This window comes from Clostridium transplantifaecale (assembly GCF_900626075.1).
Lineage (GTDB): Bacteria > Bacillota > Clostridia > Lachnospirales > Lachnospiraceae > Otoolea > Otoolea transplantifaecalis.
In genome coordinates this window covers 1080263-1098056 of record NZ_UYZY01000002.1, presented here as the reverse complement: position 1 = coordinate 1098056, position 17794 = coordinate 1080263, and the positions used below count along the sequence as shown (strand labels likewise).

Sequence of the window (17794 nt, the reverse complement as noted above, 5' to 3'; positions counted from 1 at the left end):
CGCTGCGATAGAGATACCTCTTTCTTGTGATACAAAAAACCGGATATCAGCTCATTCATGAGTTTTTATCCGGTTTTTGACTATATTTGTAACTGTTCTGATTAGTTTTCCCGTCCGGGTTAACTGCAGTAATACTTTATTCGGCTATATACCGCTTTATCTTTTCCCATGTCCTTCATCCTGCATATTTCATCAAGCGCCATAAATCGAAACGTTCCCGGTTCATAAGGTTCCCACTTTGGAAGATGAGCCGCATTGGGGTCGCCTGTTTTAATAAAATTAGCCCAATAATCCGCCATTTTTTTTGATAATTCATAATCCGCACCGGTAAACCTGCGCCAGCAGCGGTTTAATGTTTCGAATATGTACCAGTGTTCACTGGCGTGAAAAGCTCCCGCATTATCTCCCGGTAAGTCTCGCTCAAACCGATACATATAAGGTTTCATTCTTCCCTGCAGCTCGCACCAAGCCAGACAATACGAATACATATCTTCTGTAAATCCGTGTTTTAACTGAAACTGGAATGCCTCCTCTTCCGTACTATACCTGACGCTGCTTCTGTATTCTTTTGAGCAGCTGCCATAACAGTTCTCTAATTTTTTCGCAATTGACTGAGGAGTTTCCCTGAAACGGTTTCTCATAGAACCAGCCTCGTTACCTGTGCATCCCACCATATATGAAATATCAGCCGCCGCTCCTTTTTTCAAACTGTCCAGAGGGTTGTCATTGATAATATAGCCATCGATACAAGGTTTTAAAAACATCTTATCTCCCCGATCTAAATCGGGAGAATAATTCTTCAAATCTTCCGCCGTCCACGCCCTTGCCTCATGAATGGAAGAGATACCCAGCTTATCCAAAAACTTCTTTCCATCCGTTTCAATTTGTTTCAGAGTAGGAAGCGGTTCCAGCAGCGGACCGCTCTGCATAACAGCACCGCGAAACCACCCATTTACACGGTCTGACAGGGTAAGTAAAAAAACACTCTCGGCCCCTGCAGAGCCCCCTGAAATAGTAATCTTCCCTGCATCCCCGCCAAATGCATGGATATTGTCTTTCACCCACTGCAATGCACATATCTGATCCATGAGACCATAGTTTCCTGATATGCCCCGTTCAGATTCCTTCGATAGCTCCGGATGCGCCAGAAAGCCAAAAATCCCCAGTCGGTAATTGATTGTCACCACCACAATTCCCCGTTTTGCCAGCCCTTCCCCATCAAACTGCGGAGCAAAGCTATAGTTAGTCTGGAATCCTCCACCATGGATAAAAACAAGAACAGGATACCTGTCATTTACACTCTCTGCCGGCGTCCATATATTAAGCTGCAGACAATCCTCATTCTGTTTTTCATGAGCCTCCATTCTAAAAAATTCTTTATAATAAAAAGTATCTTTTTCCGGTAAGATCTGTGGACAGATATTGCCAAAACGTACAGCATCATATGTCCCTTGCCACTTTTTTTTAGGTATTGGCGGTTTCCACCGGTTATTCCCCACCGGCGGTTCCGCATATGGGATACCCTTAAACACTGTTATATCCTGATTTCCGGCTGCTATTCCACTTATCTTTCCACAATATATCTCCGTCTCCCGCAATGCCATGTCAAACCTCCAAATTTATATAAACAGTATTTCGATTTTTCTATTATTCATTTTATCGAACTGCTTCTATCAGCGTATCTACAAGCTCTTCTCCAACATCAGAACGAATTTCGTTATAGAGCGGCTGTGCAAGCTCAACGATTTCATCCATCTGTTCCTTCGTAAGTTCCGTAAATTCCATCCCATTATCTTCCAGTGTCTTATATGCTGTTTGATCCCCCTCTTGATACCACGGAATCATTTCTGTGATTGATTCAGTAATTGCATTATTAATAATAGACCTGTATTCTTCCGGAAGGGATTCAAAATATGACTCGTTCATCACAATCATGTTTGTATACAGACTATGATTCGTCAGAGTAACATATTTCTGTATCTCCCAGGCACTCATAGACACACAGGTGTCAAGTGCATTTTCCTGAGAATCCACTAATCCGTTCTGAAGCGACATATATAATTCAGAACCTGGGATCGGCGTCGTATTACAGCCCAATAATTTCCACAGTGCAATTTGATACTGGTTATCCATTACCCTGATATTCATTCCCTTGAAATCCTCTATCGAACTTACTTTTTCAGAAGAAGTAAACTGACGGAATGTCGCTCCCTGAGAGAAGCCCAGGCACTTTAAACCAGCTCTCTGAAATTTTTCATTTATAATATCTGCGAAAGCGCTCTCATTCAGCGCCTGATTTATTTTTTCCGCTTCTGAATTGGCAAATACACACGGCAAATCAAATACGGCCAGTTCCGGGACAAATGCGACTGCCGGGGACGGCTGCATTGCAGCAATCTGTATTGTATCATCCAGTACCGCCTCTATTGTTTCGGCATCTGTTCCCATTTCACCATTGCTGTAAATAGTTACCGTTATTTTCCCATCGGAAGCTGCTTCGATTTTTTCCTTAAGCAGGTATCCCCATCTGCCAACCATTGCTTTTTCCGAACCATTATGTGCATATGCTAAATTAACCGGCTCAAGGCTTGCCAACACACTATTCCCGCCTTCCCCGCTTGCCCCCACTGAATCAGCGGTATTTCCGCCAATATCAGAACTGCCTTTTCCACACGCAGTCAATCCCATCATGAAACAAGCTGCCATCAACATGATCCATGTCTTTTTCATTACATATACCTCCTGCTTTCTACTTTCAAAACCTATTTTAAAGTTTTTCGGTTCCTCGAAGATTTATTTGGATTCAAAATAAATTATTTCTTCCCTATCCTGCTGCAATTATAAAAGAGCTAAGCTGAACTGCGGGACAAATGCTATTACAAGAAGCGCGATTAAAAATGCGCCAATATAAGGAATTGCCGCTTTTCCAACACTCATAGCCGGCGTTCCGGCCAATGGGCTGGTCACAAAGAGATTGAGGCCGAAAGGTGGAGTTACCATACCAATAGCCAAGTTACAAACCATAATAACCCCAAGGTGTACCGGATCTATACCATAGGATTTTGCAATCGGGCAAATAATCGGAGCCAAAATAATAATTGCGGGACCGGTATCCATCACCATTCCTAACAGGAAAAAGGCCACAATTACAATAAGGAGAAAAGAAATCTTATTCGTTGCAACTCCTGAAATCAGAGCTTGTACTACATTTGCCGCCTTTATAAGAGACAATGTCCGTCCAAACGCAGTGGCAAAAGCCAGTAAAAAACAGATAGGCGCTGCCGACTTTACCGTTTCACATAAAAATGAAAACAACTCGCCAAAAGCAACCGTTTTATAAACAAAAAGGCAAATCAGCATCGAATAGAGCACGGAAACCGCTGCCGCTTCCGTTGGTGTGACAATGCCGGCATAAATCCCGCCTAATATGATGACCGGAGACAACAGTGCCCAAAAGCTGTCCTTAAAAAGTGCATAAAAACCATTCTTTTTTATATTATTATAGTTTTTTAGAATTTTTTCTTTATCTTCACCACGGAGCTTACAATAAAGCACCGCATAGATCATAAGCATACATCCTATAAATATTCCCGGCAAAATTCCTGCGATAAACAAAGAGCCAATAGATGTGTCTGTAGCCATTCCATACATCATAAATGGTCCGCTTGGAGGAATAATAACTCCTAATCCCCCTGATACCGCCACAGTCGCTGCTGCAAATTTTTTATCGTACCCAAGCTCAATTAAAAGTGGAATGGTCATTGCCCCAATTGCAGCGGCCGTAGCTGCGCCGGAACTGGAAATTGCACCATAAAACAGACATGTAATAATTACGGCGCACGGTATTCCGCCCGTTTTATTCCCTATAAAATACGCGAACACATCGAATATTTTTTTTGAAATACCCCCTTTTGCCATGATTACTCCTGCAAAAATGAAAAGCGGAAGACAGAGGATATTGGCTGAATTAGCTCCACTAAAAGTCCCTCGTATCAGAGCCGGGATACTGCTCGCTCCTGCCATTCCTGCCAGCAGCGGTACCAAAGAGCCTCCAATCATGCACATTACAATCGGAAATCCCAACGCCAGCAGCACAAAAAATATAACAAACACCAAACCTACCATCGCATTTCTCTCCTTTTTATTCGTTTTCAAAAGACGTTATCTTATTTCACTGCTCCGTTCATCTTCTAACACTCCAACCCGCCTAAATCATAAATTACCCTTTGAGTGAAGTTGTTTTATGCACAAAAGTGTAGATTGAACAGAGCGGAACGTCGCTGTCAGAAATCCCAGAAAAGTAGCTAAATAAGGAATTGTCATCGGGATCTGTAATGCCGTTGCTTTTTGTCCTGAAAGTAACGTAGCTCGAATCACTTCCGTACTGTAATATGTAAAAACCCCAAAAATAACCGCCATTAACATCTGGATGACTAAATCAAGAAGCATCCTCATTCTTTTTGGCATGAAATCTTGCAACATTGTGACATTCAACATACTTTTATTCCGTATCGAATATCCGATACTCATGAAAACAAAATAGATATAGCAAAATCTGCTGAATTCCTCCGGCCAAGGCAACGCATTCTTAAAAAAATATCGCATAATAATTTGAAATAAAATTACCACCGTAATTGATATCGCGGTTATTATCATGATCGTTTCTTCAAGATGAGCATCCAGCCATTTAAAAACATTCCTATTCCCTTTCATTAAACCCCTCCCTTTTCGTATACGTTATACGAATTATATTAGCATACATTTATTTGATTTTCAACATTTATTTTGTTTTTATTGGCAATTTTTCTATATTTTTCAGTGCAAAAGGATGTTTGATTGGCTTTATTTTTTACCTTCTTATTATTTATCGTATACGAAACTAGTTATTATTGTCAAAAAAAAGATGAAAACATATTGCATAATGATTATTATTTTTTTATAATATATCGTATACAAATTTGAAAAGAGGAATAAGTATGAATACAATACCATTTGAATCTCTAACTTTAAATGAACGAGCTTACTCAGAAATAAAAAAAAGAATTATCAACAGAGAATTTCAGCCTGGTCAACGCCTTGTTGATTCGCAACTGGCCGAAGCATTTGGAATCAGCAGAACGCCAATACGTGATGCAATGCGAAAGCTGACAGATGAGGGACTTCTAATTAATACTTCACCCCGGGGTTTTTACGTCTTCCATCCCTCATTAAAAGATCTCGAAGAAATTTTTGATATATCAGAAATGATAGAGTTAGCTGCCGCAAAAAAAATAATTGCCACGTTAAGCGGGAGAAATTTTCAGGAAATGGAAGACAAGTTAACAACCTTGGAACAAAAGGCCAATATCATTAACCTGGTAGATGATGATGAAGAATTCAAACGTTATATGATTGATATTGCTGATAACAAAAGACTATATGATATCTATCTAAAAAATCAGTCACAACGTGTCTTGCTTGCCAATATCATTTTTTATGATAAATCTGGTGAGGCACGAAAGAATCGAATAGAAAAATCTCGCATGGTCCATAATAAAATTATATATGGTCTAAAAACTTTAGATTTAGCATTTACCAGCGACGCTATCGCTGAACATACCAACTATGGCAGACAGGACGCTATTCAGTACATTAATCAGTTGTCAGAGATTCTTCATAAAAAATAATATATGATTTGGCAGTGAACCGACTCTTCATCGAGAATCAATTTTTCCGGATAAATATCATAGATTGCAGTTTTTTCAGAACCTGTTTTCCTGTTTTATTCTTCAAAACGAAGTGGATGCTGTAAAGCCAGCTAGCGCTGGCTTTACAGCATCCACTTCGTTTTGTTCCTGCATGGGCATACTCTACACCTTAAACCGGTATCCAACTCCCCAGATCGTCTCAATATACTGCGGTTTCGCCGTATTAAACTCAATCTTCTCCCTGATTTTTTTAATATGCACCGTAACGGTAGCGATATCTCCGAGGGATTCCATATCCCAGATCTTACTGAAGAGTTCTTCCTTCGTAAACACGTGGTTAGGGTTCTGGGCAAGGAAGGCCAGAAGGTCGAATTCCTTCGTAGTGAAATTCTTCTCTTCCCCGTTAATATAAACGCGCCTTGCCGTCTTGTCGATCTTTAAGCCCCTGATTTCTATAATCTCGTTCTCCGGGGTTCCGCTGCCAATCAGGCGCTCATATCTTGCCATATGGGCTTTTACCCGGGCTACCATCTCACTCGGGCTGAAGGGCTTTGTGATGTAATCGTCGGCGCCCAGGCCCAGGCCTCTTATCTTGTCTATATCGTCTTTCTTTGCCGAAACCATGATAATCGGTGTATTTTTCACCTCGCGGACCTTCTTGCAGATCTCAAAACCGTCCATACCGGGAAGCATCAGATCCAGAATCAGCAGATCAAAATCTTCTTCCAGGCCCCGTTTCAGTCCTGATTCCCCGTTGTTCTCCATCTCTACCTCAAAACCGGAGAGTTCCAGATAATCCTTCTCAAGCTCCGCGATGCTCTCTTCGTCTTCAACAATTAAAATTCTGCTCATTCCTGAATAACCTCCTGGTATTTTCTAAGCACAAAATGAACCTCAGTGCCAATTCCTTCTTTGCTCGTAGCCCAGATCCTGCCGCCGTGATCCTCAATAATCTTCTTCACGATGGACAAACCGATGCCGCTGCCTCCCTTGGAAGAATTCCTGGAGGAGTCCGTCCTGTAAAAGCGGTCAAATATAAATGGCACGTCCTTGGCCGCAATTCCTTTCCCGTTGTCCTCAATCACAATCTGGATAAAATCACCGTCATCCTTAATTCTGATATTAATGATTCCCTTTTTCTTATCCAGATATTTTAAGGAATTGCCGATAATGTTGTTAATCACGCGCTTCATCTGCTCCGCATCGGCAATTACCACAACGTCGTTGTCCACATAGTTAAAGTATCCCAGCTCAATTCCACGGGTCTCCATATCCAGGCCGACCTCTTCCACACAGTCCCCGAAATATTCCGCCACGTTGATCTTCGTGTAGTTATACGGTATTTTATTCGTATCGATCTTGGAATAGAATGTCAGCTCGTCAATCAGACGATCCATATCATTAGCTTTATTATAAATCGTTTTAATATATTTATCCAGCTTTTCGGGTGATGAGGCAACACCGTCCTGGATTCCCTCCACGTAACCCTTGATAGCCGTGATCGGCGTCTTCAGGTCATGGGAAATATTACTGATCAGTTCCTTGCTCTCCTTGTCATACTGGAGCTTCTCCTCCGAGGATTCCTTGAGCCTTAAACGCATCTCTTCAAAGTCCTGGCAGAGCAGGCCAATCTCATCGTCATTGTCCACATCCAGTGTAAAGTCCAGGTTGCCGTCACGAATCTTCTTCGTGGCCTCCTGAAGCTTGTTCAGCGGCTGCAGCAGCGCCCTGTATACCCACATGATCAGGATACCGGCCGTGAAGCAGATAATCAGCACTCCCACCAGCAGCATCTCGCTGATCATCGACTTAATCTCCGGAACGTATTCGCCTACGTTCGTCACAATAAACAGACTGCCCTCCGCTCCGTCCGAGAATGTAAAATCAATCTGCTTTAAAAGGTGCTGTTCCTCGCCGTCGAGATAAAAACCGCCGGATGAATTCACCTTATAATCATCATAGGGAGGCAGCTGTTCCGCCAGCTCAAATCCCTCATTTGTACCGGAAAAAGTGATATCGTCTCCTTTTCTAACAATCAAATAGGAGTACTTCTTCTCCAGCTCATCATTCAGGGATTCCAGATAGCTCTCATCGTCAAAAATGGAGGGGTCCGCCTCCACCGACTTGCGGATTGTATTCTGAACCCCCTGTGTAAGACGGTTAAATACCTGCATGGAGTTGCCGGAGAGCAGATCAACCTGTTCATTAAGCCCATAGTTCTTCTGGAAGGAACGGCCCTGATAATTGACAAGTCCCATAACGGCAATATAAATCAGTGCAATAGGAACCACCGTAATTGTGATAAATGCAATAGCAAGACGTGTCTTTATCTTCATATGATACCTTCGGCACCTCCTTACGGTAATCAGAAAAATATGAGAAAACCCGCTTCTTAAAAGCTTCGTGAGGCTTTCTCATATCTTTTCACTTTCTTAATGATAAGTATATCATATTTTGACTCCTTCGTTTCTAAAAGTATTATAAAATATTCTTCCTGATTCCGCTAGAATGCCCTGTTTATGGTACTTCTGGGAGTATTTTATTCCAAAACAGGGAGCCCCGTAAACACGGAACTCCCTGTAAATTTTAACACCTGTTATTTTAAGTAATCTTTGAGAAGAGCTGCCTTGTCCAGTTTCTCCCACGGAAGATCCAGATCATTGCGGCCGAAATGACCGTATGCGGCAGTCTGTTTGTAAAGCGGACGGCGCAGATCGAGCATTTTGATAATTCCTGCCGGACGCAGGTCAAAATGTTCACGGATAATGCCGACCAGCTTCTGGTCACTCAATTTGCCGGTGCCGAAGGTATCGACCATAACGGATGTAGGCTGTGCCACACCGATTGCGTAGGAAAGCTGGATCTCGCACTTGTCTGCCAGTCCTGCGGCTACAATATTCTTTGCCACATAGCGGGCCGCATATGCTGCCGAACGGTCTACCTTGGTACAGTCCTTACCGGAAAAAGCGCCGCCGCCGTGACGGGCATATCCGCCGTAGGTGTCAACGATAATCTTACGTCCGGTCAGTCCGCTGTCCCCGTGAGGGCCGCCGATTACAAAGCGTCCGGTCGGATTGATAAAGAACTTTGTCTCGGAATCGATCATGCCGGACCGCAGAATCGGGTCAAATACATGGCGTTTGATGTCCTTATGAATCTGTTCCTGGGTTACATTTTCATCATGCTGTGTAGACAGAACAATCGTATCCAGGCGGACTGGCGCCCCATTCTCGTCATACTCTACCGTAACTTGTGTCTTTCCGTCGGGACGGAGATAAGGAAGCGTTCCGTCCTTGCGCACTTCCGTCAGGCGGCGGGCCAGTCTGTGTGCCATATAAATCGGGTATGGCATAAATTCTTCCGTCTCGTTTGTGGCATAACCGAACATCATGCCCTGATCACCGGCTCCGATTGCCTCCAGCTCTTCATCGGACATTTTATTCTCTTTGGCCTCCAGAGCCTTGTCCACTCCCATTGCAATATCGGTGGACTGCTCGTCAATCGCTGTGATAACGCCGCATGTGTCACAGTCAAAACCGTATTTAGCCCTGTCATATCCAATCTCACGCACTGTCTCACGCACGATTTTCTGAATATCCACATAGGCCTGTGTTGTAATCTCGCCCATTACCATGACAAGGCCTGTCGTGGTAGCCGTCTCGCAGGCAACGCGGCTCATCGGATCCTGCTCTAATAAAGCATCCAGAATGGCATCGGAAATCTGATCGCACATTTTATCCGGATGGCCTTCGGTCACTGACTCAGATGTGAAAAGTAGTTTCTCCATTGTATTCCTCCTTGTTTTTAAAAGACGACGAACATACGCTCCGCGGTATTTTCATCGCAGATCAATAAAAAGTCCGTAGCAATACGGACTTGATTGTGGTCTATCAAATCCTCTTATTGCTCGATTGACCGGAACATTCCGGCGCCTCGCTCAGGCTGGCACCTTCCGCCTCTCACATTCGGGACATCCTGTCCTTCCTGCTTAAACGGGGTTGCCGTGACTTCACAGATCCTTTGTATCTCCATCACTCTGAATAAGGGATATTACGTACTTTTTAATTTATTTAACTGCAACATGTACGATATCACACTCTTTTTCCTATGTCAAGTAATATCAGGAAATTTTAATTGAGATGCGGTGACGCCTCTGAAAGATGGCGGACGGGGTGGTGGGAGGTTGGATATGATTCTTCAGTCCCGATGGTTGGTTGTAGTGAGGGGGAAGAAGGAGAAAAAAATTCCTGCGGGGACACGCTCTCGCTTGTGAAGCGCACAGCGGATGCTAAGCTCGAAAGAACCTCGCTAAGCACCGGCGGGCTTCAAGGTCTCCCTTCGGAAAGTTTTTCTCCTTCTTCCCCGGGCAGGTTGTCGACGGGACTGAAGACTCAGCGAAAGGTATTGCCCCGTCCGTCATCTTCAGAGGCTGATTGTCTCTTTCGTCAAGCAGTGCGGAAGAGGTATTGCCGCGGCCACTATGAAGTTAAGAACTGACCCTCCCGGCGGCGTTCTCATTTCTCAGCGTAAACATAAAAAATTCGGGGCAGAGCGCCGGATTCCGGTAATCTACCGAAACCCGCTGCTCTGCCCCGAATCATATCACAGGCACTTTGTCTTTCAGCCTACTTTTAATTTGAACTTGTGGGCTTCTTTCTCAGAATCCACCTTCTCAATTACAGCTCCCAGGCCCTGAAGTTTCTTTTCAAAATTCTCATAACCTCTCTGGATATAACCTATCTCGTCGACTATCGTATATCCCTCGGCGGCCAGTCCCGCGATGACAAGCGCGGCTCCGGCTCTCAGATCCGGTGCATTTACCTGTGCTCCGGTCAGCTTCTTTACTCCGCTGATGATGGCAGTATAGCCTTCCACTTTGACATTGCTCCCCATTCTGGCAAGCTCGTCCACATATTTAAAACGGTTCTCGAAAATACTCTCTGTAACAATGCTGGTTCCCTCTGCCAGGGCCAGCGTAACAGTCATCTGCGGCTGCATATCTGTCGGGAATCCCGGATATGGCAGTGTCTTAATGTCCGTATGTTTCTGCTTCGGCTTGCCCACAACGCGTACGGCCTCATCAAACTCCCTGACTTCACAGCCCAGCTCAATCAGTTTGGCGGTAATCGCCTCCAGATGCTTCGGAATAACATTCTGTACCATAACATCGCCACGGGTAATCGCGGCGGCACACATGAATGTCCCTGCTTCTATCTGATCGGGAATAATGGAATACTCCGTCCCGTGCAGTTTGTGGACTCCCTTAATACGGATCACATCCGTACCGGCTCCTTTGACATTGGCTCCCATGCTGTTCAGGAAGTTGGCAACGTCAACTACGTGAGGTTCCTTTGCAGGATTCTCAATGATAGTCTCGCCTTCTGCCAGGGTAGCCGCCATCATAATATTGATCGTAGCCCCCACGGAAACTACGTCCAGATAAATATGGCTGCCCACCAGATCGATAGCATGGGCCACCACTGCGCCCTTCTCCACCTCGATCTTGGCACCAAGGGCACGGAACCCCTTCAGGTGCTGGTCAATCGGCCTGCTGCCGATATTGCATCCGCCGGGAAGCGGCACTTCCGCACTCTTATACTTGCCCAGCAGAGCGCCTATAAAATAGTAAGACGCACGGATCTTGCGTATATATTCATCATCTACGCTGACCTCTTTAATGTTCTTTGCATTAATACGGACTGTATGTCTGTCAATACGATCCACGTCGGCGCCGATCTCATCTATCGCTTCAAGAAGCACATTGATATCTCTGACATCCGGAAGGTTCTCTATCAGAACATCCTCATCCGTCATGATTGATGCAGCCAAGATTCCCAAAGCAGCATTCTTTGCTCCGCTGATAATGACTTCCCCTACCAGAGAGTTGCCGCCTTTCATAATATATTGTTCCATCCTCGCACCTCAAATATATATTAAAAAACAATGTATATTGTTACAGAATTCTTAATTTCTAACAATCGCTTTCTACTGATTATACCATATCGTCAGGATTTGTAAAGGTTTCGTCCGCTTTTTTACGTTTTCAGCCCTTTACAAGTGTTACTGTGCCGGAAGGAATCCGATGAAGTCATTGGCGCCGTTATTTGTGAAAAATGCCGCCGCGTCATTCAGTCCTATCTTCTCAATATAGGCGAATTCCGTTCCCGGGAACCAGAGGCAGGAAATGTTGTATTGATCATATCCGTATATCAGTCCATAGCTTCCATTACCCAGGTAGGCCACTACCGGGCGGCCGCGGAAAACAAAATACAGGACCTGGTTCAGGGTACAACCCCTGGCGTTTACAAACTGTACGCCGTCCGAAGATTCTTCCAGTCCCTGGGCCATTTCATCCAGATACCGCTTAATCACGGCTACTTCATTCTGTATATCCTTTATGGTCCTGGCATCGTTCCGGTTCGCCCTCACCCAGAACACCCGGCCATCCTGGTCGGTGACAAGGCCCATATCATCATAAGCCGCCTGCACCGCCTGCGTGAAGTCCACGAAAGAGCCGTTCATCCTGCCTCCGCCGTACGCATAATAACGCCTGATGTTCATCGGCCTGTTTGCTGTCAGCGTTATGACATTATTTTCCTCGGCAACCGCTTTCTTCGGCACATGGACCCTGATGCTGCGGGATTTGGCTGTCTGGGAATTCAGCTGCACAAAATACAGGCGCCCCTTTGCCGAATCTGCCAGGTATCCTATTCCTGCCAATGGATCGGCAATCACTTCCTCATTACATACAAGCGTGTCTTCGTCCGCCATTTCATAGTCACTGCCCGATTTGCGCATTCTGGTCATATGGACGCGGCTGTCACGTATCTGTACGTCCGTCAGGTAAAGTCCCTGACGTTCATACCTCGTCTCGGTCTCCATATTGCAGCCTACAATCTCAAGGGCATAAAGAGGAAGTCCGGTCACGCGGCCGTCCGTCATCAGTTTCTCACCGGGATTTGCCAGCCCGTACACCAAATCACTGCCGACAAAACCCACCAGACGGATTACCGTCTGATCCTGGAAACGTATCTCATCCTTCTTGCCTGTCTTCAAATCCATGACATTTAACTTCTCAGAGCTGTAAATGTCATCTCCATCCTGCCATGCAATCCTGGAGCCGTCTGCGCTGACGGCAAAGCTTTCCTCCGTCAGGCCGTCGGCCACTACCATATATTCCTTACCGGACAGTTCCACTCCGTAAACAGCGTGATCCATCAGCAGGTACAGCGTCTGATTGCTGCTTAAATAGCTCAGGCGGCCGATATCCTGGCGCAGGCTCCAGTAATCTTCACTGGAAGGCAGATACAGGCGTTCCGTCAGCGTATTGTCCCCGCTCTCATACCGGTAAAGGGCCACTCCCGTCGTTCCTTCATGATTACCCCTGTTCATATATCCATATACGAGGAAGTCGATATTTCCCTCTTCGCTCACCGAAAGAATCTTGATGCCATAAGAGTTAAAATTCGTCCTCAGGTCATCTTCACTCTTTCTGAACGCAAAAACCTTCGTGCTGCTTCCTTTTTCCGCATCGTAGCACCACAGAGCACGGTTTGCAACAAAGGCACGGTATTTTTCGGAAGGATCACTCATGGTCTGCAGTTCATCGGAATCAGAAATTCCAAGCATAATGCGCTTATCTGAGTACAGGCTGCTGTCTCCTGAAAAAATCTGGTTCATACGCCTGTCATAGTTCATCATGTACGTTCTCTGAGTATTCCATTTCATGGTAAAACTCTCAGTCACGTCAAAATATTCCTGTTCCCCGTCCTCATCCGCCGTACTGGCTACGTAATTAAGCTCAATAATTCCCATGATGCCCTGCATCTCTTTAATATGGATGGCTGCTTCACTCTCACGCTTCATCTCCATACCGCGCCATGTCAGCTGTGTAAAGCTGTTTTTCAGAGTCACCTCACCAAGAGAACTGTTGTCTGCGTTTAAATCCGTTTCAAGATAGGTCGTCAAATCCCTGGCCGTTTCATAACTGAACGTCTTATCGGAAAATTCCCTGGCCAGGGTCAGCATCTCTTCCATATGATTGTTCTCCGACCACACTACTCGGGTATAATAATAAACCGCCGGGTGATCCTCGGTGGAAATAGCGATTGTCATCATATATTCTTCGTTGGCCGTCAAAAGATTCTGGATCGGAAGCACGGCGCCCACATCTGTCCCTTCCTGTGTCCACTCCTCCAGGACTGTCCTCTCTACAAGGCGTTCGCCGTCCAGGCTCCTTATTTCATACTGGATTCCCCTTACCTTGGAATCCACATCCTGAAAGGTAATAGGAAGTCGGCGATCCTGCGGAAGGACCGTCAGATCCCCTCGTCCGGCGCTGGTGTGCTTGTCCTCAATAAAACCGTAGAGACAGTTCATTCTGCTCCCAAACAGCTCCATGTAGACGACCGGAAGATTGGCATCCTCGATTGACGTGTAAACGGCGCCGTCCTCCCCTTTTCTTGAAGACCATATGAAATAGGCGGCCAGGGCCACCACGAATATTACCAGTAAAATTATCGCTTTCTTTATCGTTTTTCTCATTCTTCCTGTTCCTTCTATAGAAATACTAAACAATTGTTTCAGTCTGTTTTTACAAATACTCTATCTGTTAGCGCATGCCCGCATTGCGCACATTATATCATATTCCACATCCAAATTCCAGAAATACCTGGAAGTGGAAACAATGAACCGCGCTTTGTAAACTTTTCACCGTCGATCAGGAACCGTATTGCAGGAACATTTGCCCGGAACATAGAAAAGCAGGGAAGATTTCCTTTTCTTCCCTGCTACTATCATTACCTTTTATTCTGTTTTTATCACGTTTTTGGCACCCGTTCAGATTTACCTGCACCTGCCTTTGCGGCAGCGCCTTCCCTGCAGCTCATTAAACAGAAGGATTCCCAGAATATCATTCAGAAAGTTATTTCTGGGACGCGGAGGCGGTCCCCACGGGCCTGGAGGCGGTGGCGGCGGTCCCCACGGACGCGGCGGCGGTGGCGGCGGTCCCCACGGACGGGGCGGCGGCGGTGGCGGTCCCCACGGACCCGGACCTGGCGGCGGTCCCCATGGACGCGGCGGGGGTGGGGGCGGTCCCCATGGACGTCTTTCCGTCCCGATCTCCTGAATCTGGGTCTCCTCCATTTCCCAAGTCTCGTAGCCTTCTCCGCCTCCGTACTCACTGTTAACGGGGCCGTAGGAAACCCGCGGAGCCGTATCCGCAGTTCTGGTTTGAGGCGGTTCCAGCTCTTCCGAGGGCATTTCCGCCTGCTGCGTCTCCTGGCCGGTGGCTGATGCTCTATCTGCAATCTTCTGAATCATCTGCTCCATCAGAATTCGATCCGGAAACTCATCATAAATCGGGCTTCCGTCGTATTCCATCTCATCGCAGACCTCTTCCACGTACATTTGCAAAGTCTTGACTCTGTCGGGAAACATACTCTTAAAATACTCAAAGTCCCGGATCCTTCCACTTCGCTCCGCCTGAACAGCCTGATCCTTGCGGTACAGTATGTAGGGCTCCAAGGCTGCTTCCTGCGCTCTCAATCTTTCATACGAAAAATCCTGCATCTGATTCCCATTCCTCCTTCTGGCATGAAGTTATATGGTATCATATGCAGGATTTTTCCAAAGTTTCTATATTGCTTCCCCAATCCGGGGATTTTCTTTTATTTCCGCCGCGATTTCTCCGGTCAATCAGTCAAACAGCTTTTCCGGATAAACACCCTGGCCGATCAGCGCCCTGATAGACTCCGCAACCCCTGCTTTGTCCTCTTTGTATGTTACGCCGAACCAGTGATCCTGAGTTTCCAACACCGTAACTCTGACACGGCCGTCCTTGATCATCTGGTCGATAAGGGTCGGAAGCAGGTATTCAGACTTAATGTCACCTTCTTTCAGGTTCTGCAGGAAAGCAGGAAAACCTCTGTCAAGCTCTCTGATAAACGCAGGTGTAAGTCCCCACATGTTCATTGAGACATGCTGATCCGCCCTGACCGTAACCGGGTTCCCCTCTTTGTCGGTCGCAGACAGGCCGTCCGGAGTTTTAACAATGTTGTAAGTCTCTGTAACGCGCTTTAAGACTCCGTCTTCCCCTACTTCGCACACCCCTCTGGTAACTCCGCCGTTATCGCTCAATGTGTTGGCCAGAATAAAGCCGCCCATGCAGACGTCATAAACAGGCGCATTCTCATCCATCTCAGAGATCATGTAATCGTGAATCTTTTTAAATACTTCCTTGCCGTAATAATCATCTGCATTAATCACCAAAAACGGCTCATTTACGATGTCACGCACACTCAGTACCGCCTGGCCCGTTCCCCACGGCTTTTTCCTGCCCTCAGGCACTGAAAATCCGGCAGGTATATCGTCCAGTTCCTGGAATGCATAAGAAACCGGAGCTATTTTTTCAATTCTGTTACCAATCACTTCCCTGAAGTCATCCTCCAGATCATGGCGGATAACAAATACAATCCGATCAAATCCGGCTTCAAGTGCATCATGGATCGAATAATCCATAATAATCTCGCCGTTAGGCCCTACCGGCTCCAACTGCTTAATTCCGCCTCCAAAACGGCTTCCGATTCCGGCAGCCATGATCACAAGCGCTGTTTTTTTCATTTCTCTTCTCCTCATATGTGTTTCCTTGATAACTGCATAACAGTATAGCACATGGGGGAGGGTTCTGCAATCAGGATGTTAGCTGGGGACGGCTATAGCGTGGGAGAGGATGCCGCGGCCTTTGCTTTTACCCGGAATGAAATTTCTACTTCAAAAAATTCACAAAACCGGTAATTACAAATGTATTAATGAGGTTAATAAACAGGCTGCCTACCAGCGGTACGATAAAGAAGGCATCCGGCGATGTGCCGTATTTTTCTTCTACCGACTGCATATTAGCCATAGCTGTCGGAACGGCACCGAGTCCGAAACCGCAGTGGCCGACCGCAATCATAGCGGCGTCATATGTTTTACCCATGAACTTAAATGTAATGAATACAGCACAGGCGAACATCAGGATGGTCTGGGCCAGGAGCAGAACGAGCATTGGAATTGCAAGATCTGCGAGCTGCCACAACTGCAGAGTCATCATCGACAGCGCCAAGAATATAAGGAGTGATATATTGCTGATAATTGAAATTTCCGGCAGGCGCAGTTTTAAATGATCCGTGTTGTCGGCAATGTTTCTGATGATAGCCGCTGCCGTCATGCCTCCTACCGAGGCAGGGAACGAAAGGCCGGTTTTAGCGAGTAAATCCGAAACAAGGCAGCCCAGTGAAACGGCGATCAGGAGCTGGTATGCGCCTACAGTCAGTGCGCGTTCACTGGATCCGTTTGCTGATTTTCCAAGTTCACTGTCGTCCAGTTTTACGGCAACGCTGGCCGCATCGGAGCTTTTTAAATGGTAGTGTTCGATCAGGAAACGTCCCGTCGGTCCGCCAATCAGGCTTCCTGCCACCAGGCCGAATGTGGCCGCCGCCAGGGAAATCGTGTTGGCGTTTGCAAGACCCGCCCCTTCCAGAACAGGTGCAAAAGCCGCCGATGTTCCGTGTCCCCCTGTCATCGGGATTGAACCTGTAGCAAGGCCTACCAGCGGATCAATGCCCATTACTTTGGACAGGCCGACTCCCAGCAGATTCTGCAATACTACGACTACGGAAGAGATAATCAGAAAAATGATAACCTGCGGTCCTCCCTTTTTTAACAGCTTCCAGCTGGCTGTAAACCCAATTCCCGAATAGAACAGCAGCATAAAAAAATCTTTAAACGCCATGTCAAACTTTATCTCAAACGCACCTGTCTCGTGGCCGATAAGAATCAAAACCGTACATATCAGACCGCCGACTACCGGTACGGGGATGCAATATTTCTGTAAAAGCGCGACCCGCTTACGGATTGCCTCGCCCAAGATTAATATAACGACTGCGATTGCTATGGTATGATATACATTTAATCCAATTGTCATAGTTCATTCCTCCTGACCTTCTGTTCAGGTAAAGCTTTTCCGCCTCAATACTCCCTGTAATCCTCCCGCCTGAAGCTTTATCTGCTATTTCCCATAATAACAATAATTACGCGTCAAATCAGCCGAATTTCTTTTCGGACCG

At 46.0% G+C, this 17794-nt stretch carries 13 protein-coding genes and 1 riboswitch; of the genes, 1 reads left to right on the top strand and 12 read right to left on the bottom strand.

Annotated elements, in window-relative coordinates:
• Window positions 1-119: 119 nt before the first annotated feature.
• The 4 genes from EJL91_RS10535 to EJL91_RS10520 all read right to left on the bottom strand — a co-directional run bounded on the left by EJL91_RS10535 (window position 120) and on the right by EJL91_RS10520 (window position 4713).
• The gene (locus EJL91_RS10535) at window positions 120-1604 is read right to left on the bottom strand and encodes a carboxylesterase/lipase family protein (protein ID WP_125141886.1); all 1485 of its coding nucleotides are present in this window, start codon (window positions 1602-1604) and stop codon (window positions 120-122) included.
• 52 nt (window positions 1605-1656) lie between these two features.
• Complete coding sequence (locus EJL91_RS10530) at window positions 1657-2730, bottom strand: TRAP transporter substrate-binding protein (protein ID WP_125141885.1); 1074 nt, start codon at window positions 2728-2730, stop codon at window positions 1657-1659.
• A 108-nt stretch (window positions 2731-2838) separates the two neighbouring features.
• The gene (locus tag EJL91_RS10525) at window positions 2839-4125 is read right to left on the bottom strand and encodes a TRAP transporter large permease (RefSeq protein ID WP_125141884.1); all 1287 of its coding nucleotides are present in this window, start codon (window positions 4123-4125) and stop codon (window positions 2839-2841) included.
• Between the two features lie 87 nt (window positions 4126-4212).
• Window positions 4213-4713, bottom strand: coding sequence for a TRAP transporter small permease (locus tag EJL91_RS10520; protein ID WP_125141883.1), 501 nt, complete (start codon window positions 4711-4713; stop codon window positions 4213-4215).
• 263 nt (window positions 4714-4976) lie between these two features.
• Here EJL91_RS10520 and EJL91_RS10515 point away from each other — a divergent pair, with 263 nt between their 5' ends.
• Complete coding sequence (locus EJL91_RS10515) at window positions 4977-5666, top strand: GntR family transcriptional regulator (RefSeq protein ID WP_125141882.1); 690 nt, start codon at window positions 4977-4979, stop codon at window positions 5664-5666.
• Window positions 5667-5849: 183 nt separating this feature from the next.
• Here EJL91_RS10515 and EJL91_RS10510 read toward each other — a convergent pair whose 3' ends face one another.
• The 8 genes from EJL91_RS10510 to gltS form a co-directional block, all read right to left on the bottom strand.
• Window positions 5850-6539: a response regulator transcription factor gene (locus EJL91_RS10510; protein ID WP_125141881.1), complete on the bottom strand. Its 690-nt coding sequence runs from the start codon at window positions 6537-6539 to the stop codon at window positions 5850-5852.
• Entirely contained in the window at window positions 6536-8023 is a 1488-nt protein-coding gene (locus EJL91_RS10505; protein ID WP_125141880.1) for a sensor histidine kinase, read from the bottom strand. The genes EJL91_RS10510 and EJL91_RS10505 overlap by 4 nt, the downstream gene beginning before the upstream one ends.
• A 260-nt stretch (window positions 8024-8283) precedes the next feature.
• A complete protein-coding gene (gene metK / locus EJL91_RS10500; protein ID WP_125141879.1) occupies window positions 8284-9474 on the bottom strand; it encodes a methionine adenosyltransferase in 1191 nt (396 codons plus the stop codon).
• Between the two features lie 110 nt (window positions 9475-9584).
• Window positions 9585-9734: riboswitch (SAM riboswitch) on the bottom strand.
• A gap of 573 nt (window positions 9735-10307) precedes the next feature.
• Window positions 10308-11600, bottom strand: a complete 1293-nt coding sequence (locus EJL91_RS10495) for a UDP-N-acetylglucosamine 1-carboxyvinyltransferase (protein WP_125141878.1) — start codon at window positions 11598-11600, stop codon at window positions 10308-10310.
• Window positions 11601-11747: 147 nt separating this feature from the next.
• Window positions 11748-14231: a hypothetical protein gene (locus EJL91_RS10490; protein WP_125141877.1), complete on the bottom strand. Its 2484-nt coding sequence runs from the start codon at window positions 14229-14231 to the stop codon at window positions 11748-11750.
• 300 nt (window positions 14232-14531) lie between these two features.
• Window positions 14532-15257 carry a hypothetical protein gene (locus tag EJL91_RS10485; RefSeq protein WP_125141876.1) on the bottom strand — a complete coding sequence of 242 codons (726 nt, stop codon included), beginning with the start codon at window positions 15255-15257 and terminating at the stop codon, window positions 14532-14534.
• Window positions 15258-15383: 126 nt separating this feature from the next.
• A complete protein-coding gene (locus EJL91_RS10480) occupies window positions 15384-16307 on the bottom strand; it encodes a nucleotidyltransferase family protein (protein ID WP_125141875.1) in 924 nt (307 codons plus the stop codon).
• 145 nt (window positions 16308-16452) lie between these two features.
• Complete coding sequence (gltS, locus tag EJL91_RS10475) at window positions 16453-17652, bottom strand: sodium/glutamate symporter (RefSeq protein ID WP_125141874.1); 1200 nt, start codon at window positions 17650-17652, stop codon at window positions 16453-16455.
• Window positions 17653-17794: the final 142 nt, after the last annotated feature.

Coding starts and splice junctions, on each gene's coding strand:
- EJL91_RS10490 (WP_125141877.1), bottom strand. CDS start 14,231: ATGAGAAAAACGATAAAGAAAGCGATAATTTTACTGGTAATATTCGTG.
- EJL91_RS10485 (WP_125141876.1), bottom strand. CDS start 15,257: ATGCAGGATTTTTCGTATGAAAGATTGAGAGCGCAGGAAGCAGCCTTG.
- EJL91_RS10510 (WP_125141881.1), bottom strand. CDS start 6,539: ATGAGCAGAATTTTAATTGTTGAAGACGAAGAGAGCATCGCGGAGCTT.
- gltS (WP_125141874.1), bottom strand. CDS start 17,652: ATGACAATTGGATTAAATGTATATCATACCATAGCAATCGCAGTCGTT.
- EJL91_RS10495 (WP_125141878.1), bottom strand. CDS start 11,600: ATGGAACAATATATTATGAAAGGCGGCAACTCTCTGGTAGGGGAAGTC.
- EJL91_RS10525 (WP_125141884.1), bottom strand. CDS start 4,125: ATGGTAGGTTTGGTGTTTGTTATATTTTTTGTGCTGCTGGCGTTGGGA.
- EJL91_RS10515 (WP_125141882.1), top strand. CDS start 4,977: ATGAATACAATACCATTTGAATCTCTAACTTTAAATGAACGAGCTTAC.
- EJL91_RS10480 (WP_125141875.1), bottom strand. CDS start 16,307: ATGAAAAAAACAGCGCTTGTGATCATGGCTGCCGGAATCGGAAGCCGT.
- EJL91_RS10520 (WP_125141883.1), bottom strand. CDS start 4,713: ATGAAAGGGAATAGGAATGTTTTTAAATGGCTGGATGCTCATCTTGAA.
- metK (WP_125141879.1), bottom strand. CDS start 9,474: ATGGAGAAACTACTTTTCACATCTGAGTCAGTGACCGAAGGCCATCCG.
- EJL91_RS10530 (WP_125141885.1), bottom strand. CDS start 2,730: ATGAAAAAGACATGGATCATGTTGATGGCAGCTTGTTTCATGATGGGA.
- EJL91_RS10535 (WP_125141886.1), bottom strand. CDS start 1,604: ATGGCATTGCGGGAGACGGAGATATATTGTGGAAAGATAAGTGGAATA.
- EJL91_RS10505 (WP_125141880.1), bottom strand. CDS start 8,023: ATGAAGATAAAGACACGTCTTGCTATTGCATTTATCACAATTACGGTG.